Raw genomic sequence first — 21004 nt, 5'->3', positions numbered from 1 at the left:
GTCCCTCACGGTTGCGTGGTCGCGTGCGGCCGGGTCCGCAGGAGGGCCGCGCCGACCACGCCGTCCCGGTCGACCGAGGTGACCAGGGCCGGGCTGCCGGGGGCCGCCTCCCGCCGCTCGGCGAGCGCCAGTACGGCGGCGATCTGGAAGGCCGCCGAGGCGGCGTACGTGTCCCCGATGGAGTCGGCGGCCGCGACCCGCAGCGGCTCGTGGCCGCCGAGGACCTCGGCGAGGGCGGCGCGCTCCGCCTCTCCCTCCGCGCCGGGCGCCTGCGAGTCGGCCACCGCCCACAGCCGCCCGGCCTCCGTGCCCGTACGGTCCAGCAGCCGCCGGACCACCTCGGCCAGCACCGTGCGGGCCCGCTCCGGGTCGGCGGCGAAGCCGAACTCGACACCCGCGACATCGACCAGGCCGCCCCGGCCGTGCTCGCGCGCGGACTCCTCCGGCTCCAGCAGCCACACCGCCGCGCCCTCGCCGAGCACGGCCGCGGTGTCGCCGTCGGCGCGGGCGTGCCACTCCAGCCAGGCGCGGGCGGAAGAGAACTCCTCGACGGCCCCGCACAGCACGGTGCCGGCCCGCCCGGCGCGTTGCAGGCGCAGCGCGTACTGCAGGGTGAGCAGCCCGGTGGCGCGGCCGCCGGCGACGGTGGTGTTGGGGCCCTTGAGCCCGTGCCAGATGGCGGACTGCCCGGCCGCGCAATTCATGACGGTGTTGGGGAAGCGGGCCGGGTCCACGAAGAAGGGGCGCTCGCTGACCAGGGAGTCGCGGGTGAAGTCCATGATGGACTGGGCGCTTCCGGTGCTGGTGCCCAGCGCCACGCCGGTGTCCTCGCCGACGCCGGGGAGGCGTTCGCCGGTCGCGTCCCCGTCGGTGAGCAGCCGGCCGAGGGCGGTGACGGCCAGCCCGGTGGCCCGGTCCATGGAGCGGGTGCCCTTGCGGCCGAGGATCTGCTTGATGTGGAAGTCGGGCACCAGGCAGGCCTCCTGGAAGGGCACGGACCACTCCTCGGGGTCCAGTGGCCCCGCGGCCCTGCGTCCGGAGCGCAGCCCGGTGGAGAAGTCCGCCCCGTGCAGGCCCAGCGGAGACACGGCGGCCCAGGCGGAGATGACCGGGCCGCCGGTGACGGTGGCGTAGACCATGGATCCGTGTACTCCTTCGGTAGGGGTGGAGGCTGGGGTGTGCGCGGCGGGCGCGCCGGCGCGCCGGGGGCCGGTCACAGGAACCACACCTGTTCGTACGAGGGCCAGCGGGCGGCCAGTCCGCCTCCCTCGACGACGCGTACGCCGGGCAGGAGCCGGTCCGCGGCGGTGCGGCCGAGCGCGGTCAGGTCGGGCTCCTCGACCAGCACGGCCACGCCCGCGGCGAGGGTCTCGCGCAGCGTGGCGCGCGGGTCGGTGAGGGTGTCCAGGGTGCGCCGGCCGATGCGCAGGGCCGGTTCGTAGTCGGTGTCCAGGGCGTAGCTGGCGGCGAGGCCGCGCAGGGCGAGATCGGTGCCGCCGCTCTGCCGGTGCAGCTCGACGACCAGGGGCAGCACATCGGCGAACTGCCGCTCGACCGCGCCCCGGTAGGCGCGTTCGATCATCACCAGCCAGCGGGCCGTCGCCTCGGACACGGTCAGCACACCCCCAGCGTCAGACACTTGTCGGCGGCCGCCACGTGCTCGGCGAACTTGAACAGGGGCCGCCTGCGGACCTGCGGGATCTGGTCGGCGGTGCCCCGCTCCTCGGAGCAGAAGGCGCACACGTACCAGTGGAGGCGGTCCGGGTGGTCGGTCAGCAGCTCGCGCACGATCCGGGGGGCGGAGGGGTACTCCCGGTCCCAGTCGGCGTAGTTGCGCGGCTTGGTGTCGCCCAGGCCCGCCCAGGTCAGGCGGGTGGCGTCGCCGCAGGCCCACACCTGCACCCGCGCGCCCCTGTCCAGCAGCGAGGTGGTCAGCCGCAGGGCCGAGCCGACCAGTTCGGTCTGGTGCGGGGCCCCGGAGAGCTGGAGCAGCACCTCGGTGCGCGGCGGTGTCCAGGCCATCAGTGCCACACCGCCCGCGAGCCGGGGGCGAGCAGCCGGTCCGCCACCTCGTCCATGTCCGCCATGCGGGAGCCGGGCAGCAGGTCGCCCGCCACCAGGGCGCGCTGGGCGGCCGAGAAAGTGTCCACCCACAGCTCGCCGCCGCTCCGCAGGAAGGCCGCGACGCCCTGGGAGGCGCCGGGCAGCGCGGCGGTCACCCCGTTCTCGACGAGGAACAGCACCACGTGGTGGCCGTCCTGGAGCAGCCGCAGCGCGTCGCCGGCGAACCGCTCGCAGGCGGCCCCGGACTCGGGCCCGCCGCTCTCGACGAGCAGGTGGTCGGTCATACGGCCTCCGCCCCGCCGGACGCCCCGGACGCCCCGGGCGCGCCGGACACCTCGGATGCCCCGGGCGCGCCGGACACCTCGGATGCCCCGGACGCCCCGGACGCCCCGGACACTACGGAAGCGTCGGGCACACCGGACACCTCAGACACCTCGAACGCCTCGAACGCCTCGGCCAGGAAGCCGAGGACCCGCTTCTCGTACTCCGCCGCGTCGAACCGCAGCCCCCTCATGTGCGGGGCGCCGGCCGCCGTCCAGTACTGGGCGCCCGGGTAGTGGCCGGCGGTCCGCTCGACGGTGGCGGGGTCCACGAACGAGTCGAGGGCGCTGCCGATGAACATCAGCCGGGTGTCGCACCCCGACAGGTCCGGCGGCCAGTCGGTGAGGCTCAGCATCCGCAGCGCGAAGAACGCGAAGGCGCGCCGGTGGGCGGCGAGGGTGCGCGGCCCGCGCAGCCACCGGGGCAGGGCCTGCCCGCGCAGCGCGGCGAAGTGGCGCAGCCCGGCCGGGACGTCGTACGCCGGGCCGCTGTCCGCGATCACCGCGGCCACCGGCACCCGGGAGCGCGGCACCACCTGGAGGGCGGGCCAGGTCGAGAAGGAGAAGCCGAACAGGGCGAGGGCGCCGCCGCGCAGCTCGGGGTCGGCGGCGGTCGCGTACACCACGTCCCGCAGGTCGCTGGTGTAGCGCTCGCCCATGCGGGTGAGCGCCCGGTCGGCGCCGCTGTCGCCGTGGTTGCGCATGTCGTACGCGACGACGTGGTGGCCCGCCCGGTGAAGCAGCCGGATGTGGCCGAGCGTCATGGACTTGGTGCGGCCCATGCCGTGGCAGACGACGACGGTGTGCGGCCCGGCGCCCGGCACCACCCACGCGCGCAGCGGCACGCCGTCGTACGAGGCCACCACGGTCTTGTGGCGCATCGGCAGGCCCCGGTCGGCGGGTGTGCGGGCGCGCCCGGTGGGCAGCGGGGGGTGGTAGAGCTGGTACGCGTGCTTGGCCGCACCGGCGATGCCCAGCAGCGGCGCGGCGGGGGCGGCCAGGGCGCCGGCCGGGCGCCGCGGCGGTGCGTCGCCGGTGTCTGGAGTGGTCATCGTCGGTCCTCGGCGTGCGGTCGGGTCACATCGGTCGGACAGGCCGGTCAGGCCGGGTCGGATCAGGCAGGGGCAGGTCAGGTCGGGTCGTTGGGGGTGAAGGTCAGGTTCTCGCCGCCGTCGACCCCGATCACATTGCCGGTGATCCAGGACGAGTCGGTGCGCGAGAGCAGCGAGATGGCCTCCGCCACGTCCTCCGGCCGGGTCAGCCTGCGGTGCGGGTTGAGCCCGCGCGCGTGCCTGGCGAGCCGGTCGCTGTCGGGGATGCGCTCCATGGACGGGGTCGGCGTCACCCCGGCGCGCAGCGCGTTGACGGCGATGCCGGAGGGGGCCAGCTCCAGGGCGAGCTGGCGCACATGGGACTCCAGGGCGGCCTTGGCGGCGGAGACGGCGCCGTAGCTGGGCATGACCCGGGCGCCGCCCCCGCTGGTCATCGCGTACACCTTCGCGCCCTCGCGCAGCAGCCCGGCGGTGAACAGGTCCTGCGTCCAGTAGACGAGGGAGTGCGCCATGACGTCGAGCGTCATGTTCATCTGGCGGGAGGTCACGCCCGGCTCGGTCTCGGGTGCCACGAAGGGCAGCAGGGTGCCGAAGGCGAGCGAGTGGACCAGGATCCTCACGCCCGCCCCGCCGGTCAGCTCGGCGAACCGCGGCAGCAGCTCCTCCCGGGTTCTGGCGGAGGCGGCGTTGGCGTTGAAGAAGTGCGCCTGGACGCCGTGGGTGCGCATCTCCTCGCGCGCGACGGCGGCCTTCTCCTGCCCGTCGGTGGTGTCGAAGTGGACGCCCAGGATGTTGACGCCCTCGCGCGCCAGCTCGTGGGCGGTGGCCAGGCCCATGCCGCTGGAGGCGCCCAGGATCAGGCACCAGGAACCCTCGAGTGAAGTGATCATCAGCCGTTCACCCTCCGCCTTCTTCCGCTCGTGCTGCGGGTTGTCGCTCGGCTCGTGCTGCGGCTCGCGTTCCGGCTCGCGTTCCGGCTCGCGCCTCGGCTTGTGCTGCGGCTTCTCGCTCGGCTTGCGTCCCGGACCGTGTTGCGTCTTGTGCCGCGGCTTGGGTCCCTGCTCGACCGGCCGGGGTGACCAGGCACACCGCGGCGTTCCCCTCCGCCGCCGCGGTGACCACCACCCGGGCCGGACCCGCCCCGCCCGCCAGGGCGGCGGCGACCAGCGCCACCGGCTCCAGGCAGCCGGCGCCCGCGGGCACGTGCTCGGCCCGCTCCCCCAGCGCCGCCGCCACCGCCCGGCCCACCGGGGAGCCGTCCAGCACGGCCGTGACCGGCGGCGGGCCGTCCGGCGCGGGCGCCCCGGCCGGGTGGCCGAGGGCGTCGAGCGCATCCTCAATCAGCGCCCGGGCGCGCTCCGCGCCGCCCTCGGAGGCGGCCAGGGCGGGCGGCAGGAAGAACGAGCGGACCGCCACCGTGCCGTACGCCCGCCCGCCCCGGGCCGCGACGGCCGCCGCCGGCTCCAGCACCAGGGCGACCGCCCCGGCCTCGGAGGTGTCCGCCCCCGGCTCGCCCTCGGCCAGCGCCTGCTCGGTGGCCCCGGCCAGCAGCCGGCCGGCCCGGCCGGCGGCGAGGGCGCGCCCGCCGTTCTGGAGCGCTTCGAGACCGGCGACCCGGGGGCTGGTGAAGGTGAGGTTGAAGCCCTGGAGATGGTGCTCGGTGGCCAGCCGGCTGCCGAAGAGGTTGATCGAGAAGTACGGCGCGGTGGCCGGGCTCAGCTCGGCGGCGCCGGTCTCGATGACCGTGCGGTCCATCGCGTCGTGCAGCGAGGCGGCCGCGCTGTTGGTGCCGACCGCGGCGGCGCGGCGCTCCGGGTCGACCGCCTCCAGGCTCCGCGGACCGGCGTCGGCCAGGGCCCGTTTGGCGGCGGCGAGGAAGAACTGGGAGGCGGGGGGCAGGTACTTGTAGCCGCGCGGGCCGAGCGCGGTCTTGAAGTCGAAGCCCTCGGCGCGCACCGTCCCGACGCCCGACACCACCAGATTCACGCCTAAGTTCACGCCGCCGCCCCCTGGAGCACCAGCGAGACGTTGTTGCCCCCGAACGCGTAGGCGTTGACCAGGCCGTAGGGGGCGGTCACGGGGGTGGGCGCGGTGGGCAGCGGCGCCTCGCACTCCGGATCGAGGGCGCCCACCGGCACGTTCGGCGGGAGCGTCCCGTGGTGCAGCACCAGCGCGGCGGCCAGCGCCGCGAACGCGCCCGCCGCGCCGCCGGTGTGGCCGAGGAGCGCCTTGAGGCTGTAGAGCGGGGTGAGCGGGGCCGCCTCGCCGAGCACCGCGGACAGCGTCCTGACCTCCACCACGTCGTTGAGCTGGGTCCCGGTGCCGTGCGGCACGACGAACCCGAGCCGCCCCGCCCCGGCCGCGCCCGGGACCGCCCCGGCCGCGCCGGCGGTCCCCGGGCCCGGGACCGCCCCGGGCCCCGTAGCCGCCCCCGCCGTCCCCGGGTCCGTGAGCGCCCCCGCCTCCCGCAGGGCCTCGCGCATCGCGCGCTCGATCTGCGCACCGCCGGGCTCGGGCGCGGTCGCGTGGTGGGCGTCGCAGCTCCAGCCGGTGCCCGCCAGGCGCGCGTACACCGTCTTCGCGCCCCGCCGGCGCGCGTGCTCCGCCGATTCGAGGACGAGGACGGCGGCGCCCTCCCCGAAGACCGTCCCACGCCGGTCGGCGGCGAACGGGCGGCACCGCTCGGGGTCGATCGCGCCCAGCCGGTTGAAGCAGGCCAGCCCCACCCGCGAGTACGCCTCGCTGCCGCCGGCCACCACCACGTCCGCCTCCCCCGAGCGGATCAGGTCGGCGGCGAGGGACAGCGCGTAGCCACTGGCCGCGCAGGCGTTGCTGAGGCAGGTGTTGGCCCCCTGGGCGCCCAGCCAGGCGCCGACCGCCGAGGCGACCGGGAAGACGGGCGCCCACCGGTCGGGCCCCGCCGGCCCGCCCGCGCGCCGCCGCTCGTGCAGGTCGGAGTCGCCCATGCCGCTGCTGACCGCGACGGCCACCCGGCGCGGGTCCACCCCGGCCAGGCCGGTGAGCCCCGCGTCCGCCACCGCCTCCCGCGCCGCCCCGACGGCCAGCCGGGACGCGCGGCCCAGCGGCAGCCCGCCCTGCGCCCCGTGCCCGGTGGCGGGCCCGGCCGGCACCTCGGCCTCGGGCACCAGATACATGTGCGGATGGTCCATGCGCGCCAGCGGGTCGGGCACCCGCACCGGCGCGCTGCGCGCGGCGCGCATGCCCCGCCACAGGGCGTCCACGCCCGAGCCCACGCAGCTCACCGCGCCCAGGCCGGTGACCAGTACGCCCCCGTCCATCAGCTGCCGTCCGGCTTCCCGCCGAGCGCGTCCAGCACCCGCCGGTCGAAGGGGATTAGGTGCCAGTCGCGGCGGTTCTCGATCAGCGCGTAGCCGTGCACGATCCGGCCGGTCGCGGTGAGGGCGAGCCTGCCGTCGCGGACCACGTAACAGTCCATGCGGGAGGTGTAGGTGAAGTTCTTGTAGATCTCCTCCACGGTGTAGACCGTGTAGAGGTCCTCCTCCATCAGCGCCTCGTCGACGATGTCGATCACCGAGTGCGGCACGACGGGGATCCACTGGCGCTCGTCGAGCAGCGTCTTGATGGAGATGCCCCGGTCCCGCACGAAGCGGTCCTTGGCCTCCTCCATGAGCCGCAGATAGCCGTCCATCTGGAGGCGCTCGGTGAAGTGGCAGGAGGGGTAGGAGATGTTCCACTTCCAGGCGTGGGCGTTGCGGCCCTCGGTCAGGGCGGCCAGCACCGCCGCCTCGTCCCCGCCCGCCGCCGGTGCGGCGTCCGCCGCCGCCCGGGCCGCCTCCGCCGCTCCCTCGTGGGCACCGAGCCGGCCGACGGTGAAGCGGGCCAGCTCCCCGGGGATCTCGGTGGGCAGCCCCAGATAGGTGTCCGTACGCAGCGACACCCGCACCTTGGAGGTGACGGCCTTGAGGGTGGAGCCGTCGCGGTCGACCCGGAGGGTCACCTTGAAGCCGAGGGTGTCGTCGTCGGGCGAGGTGTCCGGCACCACCTCCGCCTCGGCCTCGTCGTCCATGTGGAACGCGTGCAGGATGCGGCTGTCCAGGCCGACGACGTCCAGGCCCAGGCCGTACTCCTCGTACAGCAGCCGGGCCGGCATGCCGCAGTGCGCGAAGTGGATCAGCACGGCCTCTTCCACGAGGTAGTTGACGTGCTTGAAGCCGATCCAGGTGCAGATGTTGGAGCCCTCGTAGCGGGGGCGCAGCCGCACCGTGGTGGTGTCGGCGAGCAGGGCCTTGGTCAACGTCGGCTCGACCGCAGCTGTCATCAGATGTACTCCATCGAGGGAAGGGGGGTCGCCCGGCCGGGGGCCCCGGGCGGCGGTGGTGCGGGGGCCGGGCGCGCGGGGTCCCGCCGGGCGCGCGGCGTCGCGGACACGCCCCAGGAAGCCGCCCACCGCGTCCGAGAACTCCGCCGCGCGCTCGACCATCGGGAAGTGGCCGGCGCCGGTGAGGACGCGCAGGTCGGCGTGGGGCAGCGCCCGTGCGAGCCGCTCGGCCTCGGCCGCCGGGGCGGCCTCGTCCCGCTCCCCGGCGACGATCAGGAAAGGGGTCCGCAGTTCCTCGACGGGCAGCCGCGGGGTGTCCAGATACATCGTGAAGAAGCTCAGCCAGCCGCACGGGCCGACGCAGTCGCGGACCTTCAGCGCCATCTGGTGGCGCAGTTCGGGCGGCAGCCGGTCGCCGGCACCGACCCGCAGGCCCTCTTCCAGCATCCGGTCGAACTGGTTGACGTAGTACGAGAGCGTGGCCCAGTCGAAGTCGTCCTCGCGCGGCCGGTAGAAGGGGGAGACGAGGACGGCCCCGAGGGGGCGACGCGCGGCCTCCCCCGCCCCTGCCCCTGCCTCCGTCTCCGCCTCCGCCTCCGTCTTCGCCAGCCAGGCGAGCAGCGCGTTCGCGCCGAAGGAGTGGCCGACGACCACATCGGGTCCCCCGGGCACGGCGGCCACGGCCCGCTCCACCCAGTGGGCGGGCGGCCGGCCCCACCACCCGGGCAGCGCGAAGCCGTTCCAGGGCAGGTCGGCGGCCCACAGCTCCCACGCCGGGCCGGCGAGCGCGCCCAGGCCCTCCCACACGGAGGCGCCACCGGCCAGCCCGTGCAGCAGCAGCATCCGCGCGGGAGCGTCGTCGGCGGAGGCCGAGACCGCGGGGGCGGCGGCCGGGCGGATCCGCCGTACGGCTATGGGCGGCTCCTCGGCGTACGCGGGGTTCACGCGGCGGCTCCGCCCGGTTGCCGGGGGCCGGCCGCGGGCCGCCCGGGGGGACGGAGCAGCAGGGCGGCCACGGCGTCCGCGGGGTCGTCGCCGCTGGTGACCAGCGCGTCCCCCGCGCCCGCCCCGGCCTCGCCCAGCCAGCCGACCGCGGCGGCGCACTGGAGCACGCCCAGCGCGCCGGAGGCGCGGCCGAAGGCGGCGGTCAGGTCGTACCGCGGGACGGTGCCGGGGAGCATCCCCGCCCCGGCGGCCCGGGGCCCGGGGGAGGTCCCGGGGGTGAACCAGACGCCGGGCGCGCGGTCCTCGGGCAGCAGCGCCCGGACGCACTCGGCGAGCCCGGCCCGGCGTTCGTAGCGGCCCAGGGCGGCCACGGGCTCGGCGCCGCGGTCGCGCGCCCAGGCGGCACCCTCGACGACGAGCGCGGCGGCGCCGTCCAACAGCGGCTCCCCGCCCGGGCCCCCAGGCGCCTCCCCGCCCGGGCCCCCAGGCGCCTCCCCGGCCGGGCCCCCAGGCGCCTCCCCGGCCGGGTCCCCCGCCGGGCTGTTCAACAGCCCCTCGACCACCGGGTTGCACGTCTCGACGCCGATCACCAGCGCGCGGCGCACCCGCCCGGAGGTCACCAGCGTGGCGGCCCAGTGCACGGCGTCCAGGCCTGAGGTGGCGCCGTTGCACAGCATCAGGTTCGGCCCGCGCAGACCGAAGCGGATGGCCGCCCAGGAGGCGATCACATTGCTGGAGGCGTTCGGCAGGCCCATGGGGCTGAGGGCGGCGGTCGACTCCTTGGCGATGGCGGCGGCGGTGAGACAGGCCGTGTCGAGGTTGCCCAGGTTGGAGCTGGCGACGACGCCCACCGTCCCGCCCGGCACGGTCAGTTCCTCGCTGTCACCGGGGATCAGGGCGGCGTCCCGCAGCGCGTCCAGCGCGGCGCACAGCGCCAGCCGGGTCGCGCGGTCCTTGTAGCGGTGGCCGCGGCGGCCGATGCGGGCGCCGGTGTCGAACGGCTCGAACGGCTCGTACGGCCGGCTGGGCGCGGCGCGCAGCAGCTGCCGGGGCGTGTCGGCGCCCGGCAGAGCCAGCCCGACGCCGGTGACGACCACCGTCGGAAGAGTCGCGGACATCCGGGGGGTCATGTTCCGTCCCTCCCGTCCGCCCCGGCCACCACGCCCGCCGCACCCGCCCCGGCCGCCGCGCCCGACGCGCCCGCCCGCTCCACGATCGCCACCGCGTTGACGCCCCCGAACCCGAAGGCGTCGACCTGCGCGAGGCGCAGCTCGGCGCCCTCCACCCGCTCCCGTACGAAGCGGAAGCCGGCCGCCTCCGCCACCGGGTCGGTCAGCCCCAGGGTCGGGGGGACCTGCCCCGAGGACAGCGCCCGGAGCGCCACGATCAGGCTGAGCAGCCCGGAGCCGCCCGAGGTGTGGCCGGTCATGGACTTGATGGCGGTCATCAGGGGCGCCCCGGCGTCACGGCCGAAGACCTCGGCGATGGCCGCCGCCTCCGCCTCGTCGTTGAGCAGCGTGCCGGTGCCGTGCAGCAGCACCAGGTCGATGTCGCCCGGCGCGACACCCGCCCGCCCCTGTGCCTCGCGCACCGCCTCGGCGATCCCGTCGGGGTCGGGGGCGGTGACATGGCGCGCGTCGCAGTTCATGCTGACGGCCCGCAGCCGCCCCAGGACCGCACCGCTGACAGCGCTCTCTTCCCGACTCTCTTCCTGACTCTCTTCCCGTCGCAGCACCACCGCCGCCGCGCCCTCGCCCATCAACACCCCGCGGCGCGCGCGGTCGAAGGGCCGGACGCATTCGGGCGGCTCGGCGTGCACCCGGTCCAGGAGCCCGTACATGCTCTCGGTGAGGGTGTCGACCCCGGCCACCACGACGGTGTCCTCGGCGCCGGTGGCCAGCAGGTCGGCGGCGAGGGCGAGCGCGTAGAGGGAGGCCGAACAGGCGCCGGAGAAGGTGTAGCTGCGCTCGGCGCCGAAGCGCGCCCGCAGCGCGGGGCCGAAGTGCAGCCGGCCGGGGTCGAGGGGCACGCCGTCGCACCACGCCAGTTCGGCCGAGCGCAGCTCCCGCAGGCCGGTGCCGACCAGGACCGGCACCCGGCTCAGGTCGTCGCCGAGCCCTGCCTGGGCGGCGGCTTCGGCGACGGCCCGCAGCAGCCACGCGGTGGCGCGGCCGGGGATGTCGCCGCCCTCGGCGGGGCGGTCGTCGATCTCGTACGCGTGGCGCGCCCGGTACCGGTCCCGGTCGAAGCCGCGCAGTTCGCTGAGTCCGCTGGTGCCCGCGCACAGCGCCCGGAAGACCTCGTCGACGCCCTCGCCCACGCTCGCCACGGCACCGGCGCCGGTCACCAGCTGACTCATGACCAGTCCGCGTCGCGTTTGCCGAAGATCACGACGGCGTTGTTGCCGCCGAAGGCCAGCCCGTTGTTCTGCACGACCTTCACATCGGCGGCGACGGCCTCGTTGGGGACGACGTCGAGGCCGCACTCGGGGTCGGTCCGGACGTGGTTGATGGTCGGCGGGATGAAGCCCTCGGTGAGCGCGAGGGAGCAGGCGATCGCGGCGAGCGCGCTGGCGGCTCCCATGGTGTGGCCGATCATCGACTTGACGGACACGGTGCGGGGCGGGTTGTCGTCGCCGAAGACCTGGCGGATGGCGCGCGCCTCGGTCACGTCGTTGGCCTTGGTGCCGGTGCCGTGCGCGGAGATGAAGTCGACTTCCTCCGGCTTGACTTCGGCATTGTCGAGAGCGATACGCATGCATTGGGCGACGCTGTCCTGATGCGGGGCCACGGGGTGGTGCGCATCGCAGTTGAGGCCGTATCCGAGGACTTCCGCGTAGATACGGGCACCGCGGGCGAGCGCCGATTCCAGGCTCTCCATCAGCAAAATGCCCGCGCCCTCGCCGGTGAGGATTCCCCTGCGGTCGATGTCGAAAGGCTGGCAGCGCTCGGGGGCGATGGTGCCCAGCCGGTAGAAACCGGTGAAGGTCTTGCGGCACAGGGCGTCGGCGCCGCCGCACAGGGCGAAGTCCACATCTCCGCCGCGTATCGCGTCGAAGCCGTAGCCGATCGCGTAGTTGCCCGCCGCGCAGGCGGTGGGGAGGGTGACCGCCTCCACCCGGGTGAGGCGGAGTTCCTGGGCGACGGCGGCCGAGAGCCGGCCCGCCGGGACGCGTCGGGCGACGACGGGGTCCATCTGCTCGGGGCCCTGGTCGACCTCCACCTCGACCAGGTGGTCGAGGTCCCTGGACTCCCCGTCGGTGGTGCCGACGGAGATCAGGGTCGCGACGTCCCGCAGGTCGTGGTCGGTCAGTCCGGCGTCGGCCAGCGCCATCCGGGCCGCCGATACGGAGAACTGGGCGGCCCGCCCGAGGGTGCGCGGATCGAGGTGGTGGATCCACTCGCCGGGGTCGAAGTCGGTGATCTCGCACGCCGTGGTGTGGTCGAACCCCTCGGTGTCGAAAGCGGTGATCGGCTTCGCGGCGCTCTTGCCGGACCGCAGCCCGGCGAGGAACTCGGCGGTGCCGACGCCGATGGCGGACACCGTGCCGAGGCCCGTTATCACGACCCTGCGGGCCGCCTCACCCTGCATATCGCCCTGCCTTCGCTTGAGTCCGCCACGGATTCGTTACCAGCCGGCCGCTTCGGAGACGACCGTATAGACGCCCTCGAGGTTGACCATGCGGCTGAGTTCCGACTGCGCGATGACGACGTTGAACTCCTTTTCCAGGGCCGCCAGAATCTCGATGGCGCGCAGTGAATCCGCGTCGTGTTCTTCCTTGAAGAGGCTGGTCTCGGTGACCTCGTCCGGATCTATCTCAAGGATATCCGTCACAATTTCCTTGATTGTTTCCTGGCGCTCTTCGACGATGGCGGCCATTACCGCACACCTCCATTTTTGGGCATGGGCAAAGCGAGGAACGTTCCCATGACGCTAATCGCCGGTTCCAGAGCCCGACAACCCCCGAGTCCACTACCTGTCATGGGCTCGGCCCAGGCGACCCGTTGGTAACCCCGGCTGTCATATAGCTGCCGCACCCGCCCCGGCCCCAGGTGTTGCGCCCGGTTAATCGGCAGCAAGTTGCCAGCGCTCGTGCTGGGCCGGGGCAATGCGCTTCTGGCCGTGCGCTTCAGGCCATAAAGCCGGGCCGGCACCCGTCAGTCGGGATAGCCCTCCATGAGCCCCGCGCGCGCGGCCCGCACCCCGGCCTGGAACCGGGACTCCACCCTCAGGTCCCGCATGATGTCGGCCACATAGCGCCGGTACGTACGCACCGAAAGGCCGAGCTTCCTGGCCGCCGCGTCGTCCTTGTAGCCCTCGGCCATCAGGATCAGGACCTCGCGCAGCACCCGCCCCCGCGCCCCGCCCTCGAAGGACAGCGGCCGCATGGGGCGCTGCGCCGCGTCCCACATGCCGCTCAGCAGCCGGTGCAGCATGTCGGCCACGGTCGAGTTCTGGATCATCGAGGCGCGGGACCCGCCCGGCTCCCCGGGCGCCGCGTCGGGGGCGATGACCGCCGCGCCGTCCACCACGACCAACTCCTGGGAGACCGCGCCGGACATCCGGACCTCCAGGCCAGGGCCCAGCTCCCCCATGCTCCGCTGCCAGCGCGCGCCCCGGATCACCGGGTGCGGGCACAACAGCCGGGCTCTGACGCCCTTGTCGAGGAGCTGGGCGAGGGTCTGGGCGGTCAGCTTGGCGTGCTCCTCGGAGGCCAGCTCCGGGAGCGCCCAGATCACGTCCTCCTCGGCCCGCAGCACCAGCCGGGCCACCCATCCGGCCACCGCCTCGCCGTCCACGGGCAGGTCGGCCGTCACACAGGCGAGCGTGGCGCGCCGGTGGTGGTGCACGGCGGACTCGAGCAGGCGTAACGCCTCCCCGAGGGTCTCTTCCAAGTGGTCCGGCCCGGTCTGCGGCTCCGCCCGAATCGCCCCCCTCACGCCCAGTTCCCCCGCTATTCCATCAATGGGCGCCACGTCATCTGGTTGAATTCGAAAATGGCTCAAAGGACACCCCCGGATCCCCTTTTCGGCACAGTAACGAGGGCGCGCCCTTACCGCAAGGGATACCCTAGGGGGTATATATGCTCAATCTTCGGCAGGAAAATGCCACCCACCAGGACCGAGTCCGGCTCGAGCCGGGCTTCAGCATGGCTTAAGTCAGGCTTCCATCAGGCTTCGGTCAGGCCGAGATAAGCCTTGCCCATGTGCCCAAGAGGCTGCGGCTTCCGCCCCCCATTGATAACTTCGCTTGAAGCCAGCACGAGTCCCTTGCCGTACGACGGCGGACCCCCTCTCACCCTCGGGTCCCGAAAGGCGCCGCACACATGGCTGCACAGAACACCGCGACGACCGCCGCCGCGGCGGCCGACCCGCCCGGGTCGCCCACCGGCCGCCAGTGGCTGGCCCTGTCGGTGCTCGTCCTGTCCCAACTGGCGGTGTGGCTGGACAACACCGTGCTCAACGTCGCGCTGAAGACCCTGGCCGACCCGGACGAGGGCCTCGGCGCCAGCCCCAACCAGCTCCAGTGGAGCATCAGTTCCTACACGCTGGTCTTCGCGGTGCTGCTGTTCACCGGCGGGGTGCTCGCCGACCGTTACGGCCACCGCCGGCTGCTGCTCACCGGCATGCTCGTCTTCGGCGCCGCCTCGGTCTGGGCCGCCTACGCGGGCTCCGCCGACGAACTCATCGTCGCCCGGGGCGTGATGGGCCTGGGCAGCGCGCTGATCATGCCCGCGACGCTCGCGCTCATCGCCCAGGTCTTCGACGAGCGGCACCGCGCCACGGCCATCGCCATCTGGTCCGGCTCCAGCGGCATCGCCATCGCCACCGGCCCGATGCTCAGCGGCGCGCTCCTGGACCACTTCTGGTGGGGGTCGGTCTTCCTGGTCAACGTGCCGATCGTGGTGCTGTGCGCGGTGGGCTCGTTCCTCTACCTCCCCGGCGTGGTCACCAAGGTCCGCAAGAAGTTCGACCCACTCGGGGTGGTGTTCTCCACCGCCGGCCTGTTCGCCGTCGTCTGGGGCGTCATCGAGGGCGGCCACCGGGGCGACTGGAGCGGCCCCGCCGTGCTCGGCTCGCTCGCCGGCGGCGCGGTCCTGGTCGTCGTCTTCGTCGTGATCGAACTACGCGTGTCGAGTCCCGGATTCGACGTACGGCTCTTCCGCGACGTCCGGTTCACCGGCGCCAGTGTCGCCATCATGCTCACGTTCTTCGGCGTCAACGGCTCGATGTACTACACCAGCTTCTATCTCCAGGGCGTGCACCGTCAGACCCCGCTCGAGTGCGGCCTGTCCATCGCCCCCGTGGCCCTCGGCGTGCTGCTCGGCGCCCCGCTGTCGGCCCGGCTGGTCCGGCGCTACGGCGTCCGGTCCGTGGTGACCTGCGCCATGCTGATCGCCACGGCGGGCTTCTTCGGCTACGTCTTCCTCGACGAGCACACCGGGCTCGGCCTGTTCTGGGTCTTCCTCGTCCTCCAGGGCCTGGGCATGGGCGCCGCGATCGCCCCCACCACCGAGGCCATCATGTCCGTCCTCCCCCCCGACCGCACCGGCGCCGGCTCCGCCGTCAACAACTCGATGCGGCAGATCGGCGGCGTCCTGGGGGTCGCGGTCCTCGGCTCCGTCCTGGCCGGGGTCTACCGGGACGAGATCACCCCCAAGCTGAGCGACCTGCCCGCCGACTCGGCCGCCGCCGCCGAGGAGTCCCCCGAGGCCACCCGCCTCCTCGCCCAGCGGCTCTCCCTCCCCCGGCTGTCCGACTTCGCCGACCAGGGCTTCGTCCACGCCATGCATGTCGCGGCCGTGGTCGGCGCCGCGGTGGCCGTCGTCGGCGCCGCGGTCATCTGGTGGACCTTCCGCCGGCCCACCGCCCCCGCGCCCGCAGCCGAAGGCGACTGACCGCCGACGGCCCGGTCAGCCGCTCGCAGCGGCGAAAGGACCGCCGTCACCGAACACGAGCCGCCCGAAGTTCTCGCCGATGCGGCGGTGTCCCGCCTGATCGGGGTGGATCCCGTCGGGCAGCGGGAATTCCGCGTGGTCCCTCTCGCCGTACAGCTCACGGCCGTCGAGGTAGTGCAGGTTCGGGTCGTCGGCCGCCCGCCGCTCGACGATCCGGGCCAGCTCGTCACGGATGACATTGAGGGTCAGGCGCCCGGCCGCCCGCTCGGCCGGATCGCCCGTCGCCTTGAACCGCAGGGTGCCGCCGTCGAAGTCGGGCGCGAGCGGGCCCGGCGTGTCCTCCTGCACCGGGCACAGGATGGGGGACACGACCAGCAGCGGTGCCGTCGGATGCCCCTCGCGGATCGTGTCGAGGAAGCCGTGGACCGCCGGGACGAAGGCGCGCAGCCGCATCACGTCGGCGTTGACGACATTGATGCCGACCTTGACGCTGATCAGGTCCGCGGGTGTGTCACGCATCGCGCGGGCGGTGAACGGGTCGAGCAGCGCGCCGCCGCCGAACCCCATGTTGACCAGCTCCACTCCGCCCTCAACGGCCGCCAGGGCCGGCCAGATGGCCGTCGGGTGGCCGGCGTTCGAGCCGTGGCTGATGGAACTCCCGTGGTGCAGCCACACCCTGCGCCCGCTGTCCGGCGCGGGCTCGACGGGGGCGTCGGTGCGCAGGGCGATCAGCTCGGTGATCTCCGTGTGCGGGAGCCAGATCTCGACGGCCTTGTCACCTGCGGGCAGATCGGCGAACCGGGCGGTGCCGGCGGGCCCCTCCGTCAGCTCGGAGGACTGGGTGAACATGTCGGTGATCGTGCGCACGTTACCGCCGGCCACCGTGGCCTGCGCCGTGAGACGGCCATCGACCACCAGGTCGTACACGCCGTCCGGCGGTGCCGGAAAACCCCGGTAGACCCGCTTGGTGGGCAGCGTGTCCAGTTCGATCGCGGTGGCCCGGGTACGGAAGGCCAACCGCACGCCGGAGGGCTGGGCCTCGGCCACGGCCAGTTGGTCGTCGGGGATCTGCCGGCGCGCCCGGGCGGGCAGCCGATGCGGCAGCAGACCGTGCGCGGTCGCCTCCACATCGAGGAAACCGCGCAGGAGGTCCACGGTGACGGGCGTGGTGATCCAGTCGTGTTCAGCGCTCATTGCCTCAACCTGTTGCTCGAAGATTCCGGGTTGTTCATGCGCGCCGGAGCGCGGCGCGGCGCGTCGGACCGCCTTCGGCGGCCGCGCTCACCTGGTCAGGGCGTGGCCCGGTTCCGCAGCAGAGCGTCGAGCGAATCCACGATCCACGCCCAGGATTCCCGCGCGTCGGGGGCGCTGTGCTCAAACCCTCCGGCCAGCTCCAGGCTCACGTAGCCGTGGAAGACGCTGCCCAGCATCCGCACCGCGTGCGTCTGGTCGGGCTCCGTCAGGTCGTAGCCGCGCAGGATCGCCCGCGTCATCTGTGCGTGCCGCACCCCGGCGCTGGCGGCCGCCGTCTCGGGATCGAGCCGGAGCCGCGCGGCGGCGTAGCGGCCGGGGTGCTCCCGGGCGTAGTCCCGGTAGGCGTCCGCGAAGGCGGCCAGGGCGTCCTTGCCCGCCCGCCCGGCCAGGGCGTCGGCGACCCGGTCGGCGAGTTCCTCCAGGGCGAACAGGGCGATCCTGGTCTTGAGTTCCTGGGAGTTCTTCAGGTGCGAGTACAGACTCGCGACCTTGACGTCGAACCGCCGGGCGAGCGCCGAGACGGTCACCTGGTCGAAACCGACCTCGTCGGCCAGTTCCGCTCCCGCCAGGGTCAGCCGCTCCGGAGTCAGCCCTGCTCTCACCATAACCTTCCTCCTTTTTGCCTACAACCATACAGCATCTACCTAAAGGCTTTAGGCAGGGCCCCGCGGGGGATCGCCGCGTCGCGGGCTACGGGATGAACCGGATGGTGATGTCCGCCCAGCCGTCCGGGCTCACGTACTGCCACGCGCCGACTTCGTCGGCACACAGCATGGCCTCCGAGTACAGGGCCCCGACCAGGAGCTTCCAGGGCTCACCCCGCTCGGCGGCACCTTCGTGGCCCAGATCCCGCAACGACGCGTCGGCTGCTTTGAACACGGCCGTGCGGATGTCGGCGTACCGGGGCGTGCGCGCGGTCCCAGTGGTGACGCCCGCCTCGCTGATGAACGTCCATTCGGCGCGCCAGGGGCCGTGGGGCATGGTGATCGTCCGCTCCGGCGAGGTGTTCGGTGGGTGGCCCGGGTTTGCGGTGAGTATGGGACACGGACACGCCGTGGCGTCGGCGTGTCGTTGTCCCATACTCACCGCAAACCGCCTCTACGCGGGGCCGGTGCCCCTCTGGCGCTCGGCCTGAAGCCGGGCGATGGCCCGCAGTTGCCGCCGCTCGTACGCGGTGGCGGGGCGGACGGATGCCCGGGGTGCGCGCCAGGTGAGGCCGGTGGGGCGGGTGAGGCAGACGAACGGTCCGACGAAGTCGGTGATCGTGGCAGGCATGTCGTAATGCCGGTCGTACACCACCATGCCGACCGCGAGGATGTGCGGCGTGCGGGCCGTCCTGCTCATTTCGGCCCCCGTCCCAGGTGCCGGGCGATCAACTCGCTGAGGGTGGCGCAGCGTTGCCGGAGTTCTTCGAGGGTGGGGCGATCGTCGCCGTCCTGCTGCGGTCCGCCGTCGTCCTGACCCTGCGGCGGTGGGGGCGTTGCCGGAGTGGTCATCTACGCCACCACCCTCACGCCGTCGACCTGGCACGTGCATGCCGGGCGCGGCGTCGTCGGGATGCGGGAGTACGGGTGCGGGGTGGTGGCGGCGCGATGGCGGCCGGATGGTGGCAGCAGCAGACGTAGCAGCGCTTCGAAGATCCACGCGATAACGTGGGCCATGCTCATCAACCTCCAGGGGGTTGAGGGCCACGCCCCCGGACGCTCCCTCCAAGTTGCGTCGCGGGGGTCTTGCGTGTGGCCGATGGGATGGTGGCTGACCGCCCGGGGTGCGCACCGGGTGTAGTCAACTCGTCACCAGGAGAACGCAATGCCTCATAGAATGGGGAGGGTTCAGCAGCGATCGCTGTAATCCGCTGCCCTGCCGTGCCGCTGGCAGCGGGCGCAAGTCGGGAGGTCACAGTGTTGGACGAGTCGATCTCATCCGAGGACTTCAGTAATCCCTATCTGGACCCGCTCCAGCGCTACGGCGCGGATGTGAGGCGCGTACGCCTCGGCCGTAGCCTCACGCAAAAGCACCTGGCCACGAGTACGGGCTACTCCGTGTCGTACGTCAGTCAGGTGGAGTCCGGGAAGCTGCTCCCGAGCGAGAAGTTCGCCAGCGGCTGTGACCGAGTGTTCGGTACGAACGGGCTGTTCACGGGCATGCTCCAGCGGCTGGAGGAGGGCGACCACCCCACGCATTTCGTGCCCTACGTTCAGTTGGAGCAGAAGGCGTCGCACATCCTCAACTTCTCCGCGACCATCATTGTCGGCCTGCTCCAGACTGAGGAGTACGCACGGGCCATCTTCCGCGCAGGCCACCCCTTCGCATCGGACGAGGCGGTGCAGGGCAAGGTCGAGGCGCGTATCAGGCGGCGCGACGTGTTCAGCCAGGACAGGTCACCCAGGCTGTGGGCCGTTCTCCACGAAGCATGCCTGCGGACACATGTGGGCGGCCCGGCCACCATGGCCGCTCAGCTTGACTTCTTGGTGAAGTCGGCCGCTCGCCCCGGCATCGACCTTCAGGTCATCCCCTTCACGGCCGGAGCCGCAGCCGCGCATTCGGTGCCGTTCACGCTGCTCACCTTCAAGGACTCACCTACGGTGCTGTACTCGGATGATCCGCAAGGAGGCAGGCTCTGCCGCACAGCGGCCACAGCGGCGATTGTCATGCAAAACTACGATCGGCTACGGGCGCACGCACTGCCCCCTGACGAGTCGTTGGCCTTCATCGAGACTGTGCGCGAGGAGTACACGCCATGAGCCATCACCAGAACCTTGTGTCCGCCAACTGGATCAAGTCCTCCTACAGCTCATCGTCCGGCGGTGAGTGCGTGGAGTTCTCCCCCACCTTCGCCGCATCCGGCGTGGTCCCCGTTCGGGACTCCAAGACCCCCCAGGGCCCCGCGGTCGTCTTCCCCACCACCGCCTGGTCCTCCTTCGTCTCCGCCGTCAAGCACGGGGAGTTCCCCACCGCCTGACCCTCGCGACAACCAGCAAGCGAACGGCCCCCTCTCCGGGGGCCGTTGTCGTGTCGGGCAGGCTCAACAACTGTGATCTTTTCCTTGCCTCCGTCCGCGCCCCAGGCATAGCCTCCGGGCACAACAACCGTAATTCGGAAGGCAGTTCCCATGCGTACAGCAGTCATCACCGCGGCAGGCGAGGTGGACCTCAGAGAGATACCTGTGCCGGACGTGGGCGACTCGGAGGTGCTGGTACGCATCGCCGCGTGCGGGGTGTGCACCATGGAGGCGAACCTGTACGCCGGGCGCATGCCCGTCTACCCCTCCGCCGCCGGTCATGAGATCGCCGGGTGGGTGGAGCGGGTGGGCGAGAAGGCCGCCGGGCTGGAGGACATGCCGGAGGTCGGGTCGCTGGTGACCATCGACGGGCTGCCCCGCTGCGGCACCTGCCGCAGTTGCCGGGCCGGGCAGTCGGCGATCTGCGTGGCGCTCCAGGGGAACGTGCGCGAGGACGGCGCGATCACCATGGGCGAGGGGCTGGCCGACTACATCAAGGTGCACGCCTCGCGCGTGTGGTCGGTGGGCGACACCGACCCGGCGGTGGCCGCGATGGGCGAGCCGCTGGCCTGCGTGGTGCACTCGCTGCGGCGGGGTGGCTTCCGGGCCGGGGACCGGGTCACGGTGATCGGCGCGGGGTACATGGGCCATCTGCACCTCGCCGTGACCAAGCAGCTCCAGGCGCGCAGCGTGGCCGTGGTGGAGCAGGACGAGCAGCGGCTCGCCGCCATCGCGGCAGCGGGGGCGGACACGGCCGTCGCGCCGGGGGACATCGGACAACTCCCCAAGGCGGACGTGGTGTTCGTGACCATCGCGTCCCGGGAGTCCATCGCCCTGGCGCTGGCCGCGGTGGCGGACGGCGGCCGGATCGTGCTGTACGGCGGCTCCGACGGGCCGCCGGCCGAGCTGCCCGGCTACGAGGTGCACCGCCGCCAGCTGACGGTCACCGGCTCCTTCAGCCATGAGCCGGAGGACTGGCGGGCGGCGGCGGAGCTGCTGCGCGGGGGCGCGCTGAACGGGCGGCTGGAGACGCTGGTCACCGCGCGGTACGCGCTGGACGAGGTCGAGAAGGCGCTGAAGCAGGCCGCGGAGACGCCCGTGTACCGGGTCGTCGTGACTCCGTAGCCGCGCGGGCCGCATTCCACCGCGTTCCCACCGCGTTTCCACCAC

At 73.2% G+C, this 21004-nt stretch carries 24 protein-coding genes; 4 read left to right on the top strand and 20 right to left on the bottom strand.

Features of this window, described 5'->3' with window-relative positions; genetic code table 11:
* Nucleotides 1-5 precede the first annotated feature (5 nt).
* The 14 genes from ABFY07_RS35225 to ABFY07_RS35160 all read right to left on the bottom strand — a co-directional run bounded on the left by ABFY07_RS35225 (nucleotide 6) and on the right by ABFY07_RS35160 (nucleotide 13621).
* On the bottom strand, nucleotides 6-1139 hold the full coding sequence (locus tag ABFY07_RS35225) for a beta-ketoacyl synthase N-terminal-like domain-containing protein (protein ID WP_346178401.1): 1134 nt from the start codon (nucleotides 1137-1139) through the stop codon (nucleotides 6-8).
* 74 nt (nucleotides 1140-1213) lie between these two features.
* Nucleotides 1214-1621 (bottom strand): hypothetical protein, encoded by a 408-nt coding sequence (locus tag ABFY07_RS35220; protein ID WP_346178400.1) that lies wholly within the window; start codon nucleotides 1619-1621, stop codon nucleotides 1214-1216.
* Nucleotides 1615-2022 carry a hypothetical protein gene (locus tag ABFY07_RS35215; RefSeq protein WP_065959890.1) on the bottom strand — a complete coding sequence of 136 codons (408 nt, stop codon included), beginning with the start codon at nucleotides 2020-2022 and terminating at the stop codon, nucleotides 1615-1617. Before ABFY07_RS35215 ends, ABFY07_RS35220 begins: the two co-directional genes overlap by 7 nt.
* Nucleotides 2022-2348 carry a hypothetical protein gene (locus tag ABFY07_RS35210; protein WP_065959892.1) on the bottom strand — a complete coding sequence of 109 codons (327 nt, stop codon included), beginning with the start codon at nucleotides 2346-2348 and terminating at the stop codon, nucleotides 2022-2024. The genes ABFY07_RS35215 and ABFY07_RS35210 overlap by 1 nt, the downstream gene beginning before the upstream one ends.
* Complete coding sequence (locus ABFY07_RS35205) at nucleotides 2345-3436, bottom strand: alpha/beta hydrolase (protein WP_346178399.1); 1092 nt, start codon at nucleotides 3434-3436, stop codon at nucleotides 2345-2347. The genes ABFY07_RS35210 and ABFY07_RS35205 overlap by 4 nt, the downstream gene beginning before the upstream one ends.
* A gap of 77 nt (nucleotides 3437-3513) precedes the next feature.
* Nucleotides 3514-4326, bottom strand: a complete 813-nt coding sequence (locus ABFY07_RS35200; RefSeq protein ID WP_346178398.1) for an SDR family oxidoreductase — start codon at nucleotides 4324-4326, stop codon at nucleotides 3514-3516.
* 7 nt (nucleotides 4327-4333) lie between these two features.
* The gene (locus ABFY07_RS35195; protein ID WP_346178397.1) at nucleotides 4334-5434 is read right to left on the bottom strand and encodes a beta-ketoacyl synthase N-terminal-like domain-containing protein; all 1101 of its coding nucleotides are present in this window, start codon (nucleotides 5432-5434) and stop codon (nucleotides 4334-4336) included.
* The gene (locus ABFY07_RS35190; protein WP_346178396.1) at nucleotides 5431-6735 is read right to left on the bottom strand and encodes a beta-ketoacyl synthase N-terminal-like domain-containing protein; all 1305 of its coding nucleotides are present in this window, start codon (nucleotides 6733-6735) and stop codon (nucleotides 5431-5433) included. The genes ABFY07_RS35195 and ABFY07_RS35190 overlap by 4 nt, the downstream gene beginning before the upstream one ends.
* Nucleotides 6735-8681, bottom strand: a complete 1947-nt coding sequence (locus ABFY07_RS35185) for an alpha/beta fold hydrolase (RefSeq protein WP_346178395.1) — start codon at nucleotides 8679-8681, stop codon at nucleotides 6735-6737. The genes ABFY07_RS35190 and ABFY07_RS35185 overlap by 1 nt, the downstream gene beginning before the upstream one ends.
* Entirely contained in the window at nucleotides 8678-9799 is a 1122-nt protein-coding gene (locus ABFY07_RS35180) for a beta-ketoacyl synthase N-terminal-like domain-containing protein (RefSeq protein WP_346178394.1), read from the bottom strand. Before ABFY07_RS35180 ends, ABFY07_RS35185 begins: the two co-directional genes overlap by 4 nt.
* A gap of 8 nt (nucleotides 9800-9807) precedes the next feature.
* Nucleotides 9808-11040, bottom strand: coding sequence for a beta-ketoacyl synthase N-terminal-like domain-containing protein (locus tag ABFY07_RS35175; RefSeq protein WP_346178393.1), 1233 nt, complete (start codon nucleotides 11038-11040; stop codon nucleotides 9808-9810).
* On the bottom strand, nucleotides 11037-12272 hold the full coding sequence (locus tag ABFY07_RS35170; RefSeq protein ID WP_346178392.1) for a beta-ketoacyl-[acyl-carrier-protein] synthase family protein: 1236 nt from the start codon (nucleotides 12270-12272) through the stop codon (nucleotides 11037-11039). Before ABFY07_RS35170 ends, ABFY07_RS35175 begins: the two co-directional genes overlap by 4 nt.
* Before the next feature lie 36 nt (nucleotides 12273-12308).
* On the bottom strand, nucleotides 12309-12560 hold the full coding sequence (locus ABFY07_RS35165; protein ID WP_065959905.1) for an acyl carrier protein: 252 nt from the start codon (nucleotides 12558-12560) through the stop codon (nucleotides 12309-12311).
* A 278-nt stretch (nucleotides 12561-12838) separates the two neighbouring features.
* The gene (locus tag ABFY07_RS35160) at nucleotides 12839-13621 is read right to left on the bottom strand and encodes a helix-turn-helix transcriptional regulator (protein ID WP_346178391.1); all 783 of its coding nucleotides are present in this window, start codon (nucleotides 13619-13621) and stop codon (nucleotides 12839-12841) included.
* A 386-nt stretch (nucleotides 13622-14007) separates the two neighbouring features.
* On the opposite strand from ABFY07_RS35160, the gene ABFY07_RS35155 reads away from it, so the two are divergent.
* Entirely contained in the window at nucleotides 14008-15579 is a 1572-nt protein-coding gene (locus tag ABFY07_RS35155) for an MFS transporter (RefSeq protein WP_346178390.1), read from the top strand.
* Between the two features lie 15 nt (nucleotides 15580-15594).
* Here ABFY07_RS35155 and ABFY07_RS35150 read toward each other — a convergent pair whose 3' ends face one another.
* From ABFY07_RS35150 to ABFY07_RS35125, 6 genes are all read right to left on the bottom strand, one after another.
* Nucleotides 15595-16773, bottom strand: a complete 1179-nt coding sequence (locus tag ABFY07_RS35150) for a GDSL-type esterase/lipase family protein (protein ID WP_346178389.1) — start codon at nucleotides 16771-16773, stop codon at nucleotides 15595-15597.
* A gap of 95 nt (nucleotides 16774-16868) precedes the next feature.
* Nucleotides 16869-17438: a TetR/AcrR family transcriptional regulator gene (locus ABFY07_RS35145; protein WP_346178388.1), complete on the bottom strand. Its 570-nt coding sequence runs from the start codon at nucleotides 17436-17438 to the stop codon at nucleotides 16869-16871.
* An 85-nt stretch (nucleotides 17439-17523) separates the two neighbouring features.
* Nucleotides 17524-17814 (bottom strand): hypothetical protein, encoded by a 291-nt coding sequence (locus ABFY07_RS35140; protein WP_346178387.1) that lies wholly within the window; start codon nucleotides 17812-17814, stop codon nucleotides 17524-17526.
* Between the two features lie 117 nt (nucleotides 17815-17931).
* A complete protein-coding gene (locus ABFY07_RS35135) occupies nucleotides 17932-18177 on the bottom strand; it encodes a hypothetical protein (RefSeq protein WP_346178386.1) in 246 nt (81 codons plus the stop codon).
* The gene (locus tag ABFY07_RS35130; RefSeq protein ID WP_346178385.1) at nucleotides 18174-18329 is read right to left on the bottom strand and encodes a hypothetical protein; all 156 of its coding nucleotides are present in this window, start codon (nucleotides 18327-18329) and stop codon (nucleotides 18174-18176) included. Before ABFY07_RS35130 ends, ABFY07_RS35135 begins: the two co-directional genes overlap by 4 nt.
* Nucleotides 18330-18494, bottom strand: coding sequence for a hypothetical protein (locus ABFY07_RS35125; RefSeq protein ID WP_346178384.1), 165 nt, complete (start codon nucleotides 18492-18494; stop codon nucleotides 18330-18332).
* Nucleotides 18495-18734: 240 nt separating this feature from the next.
* Between ABFY07_RS35125 and ABFY07_RS35120 the strand changes: the two genes are divergently transcribed.
* The 3 genes from ABFY07_RS35120 to ABFY07_RS35110 all read left to right on the top strand — a co-directional run bounded on the left by ABFY07_RS35120 (nucleotide 18735) and on the right by ABFY07_RS35110 (nucleotide 20959).
* Nucleotides 18735-19577, top strand: coding sequence for a helix-turn-helix domain-containing protein (locus tag ABFY07_RS35120; protein ID WP_346178383.1), 843 nt, complete (start codon nucleotides 18735-18737; stop codon nucleotides 19575-19577).
* Nucleotides 19574-19795, top strand: coding sequence for a DUF397 domain-containing protein (locus tag ABFY07_RS35115; RefSeq protein WP_346178382.1), 222 nt, complete (start codon nucleotides 19574-19576; stop codon nucleotides 19793-19795). Before ABFY07_RS35120 ends, ABFY07_RS35115 begins: the two co-directional genes overlap by 4 nt.
* 150 nt (nucleotides 19796-19945) lie before the next feature.
* Nucleotides 19946-20959, top strand: a complete 1014-nt coding sequence (locus ABFY07_RS35110) for a zinc-dependent alcohol dehydrogenase (protein WP_346178381.1) — start codon at nucleotides 19946-19948, stop codon at nucleotides 20957-20959.
* Nucleotides 20960-21004: the final 45 nt, after the last annotated feature.

Origin of the sequence: Streptomyces sparsogenes subsp. cuspidosporus, from assembly GCF_039532705.1 — a bacterium.
Lineage (GTDB): Bacteria > Actinomycetota > Actinomycetes > Streptomycetales > Streptomycetaceae > Streptomyces > Streptomyces sparsogenes.
Note: the sequence above shows the minus strand (reverse complement) of the source record. Positions and strands in the feature narration are given on the sequence as shown.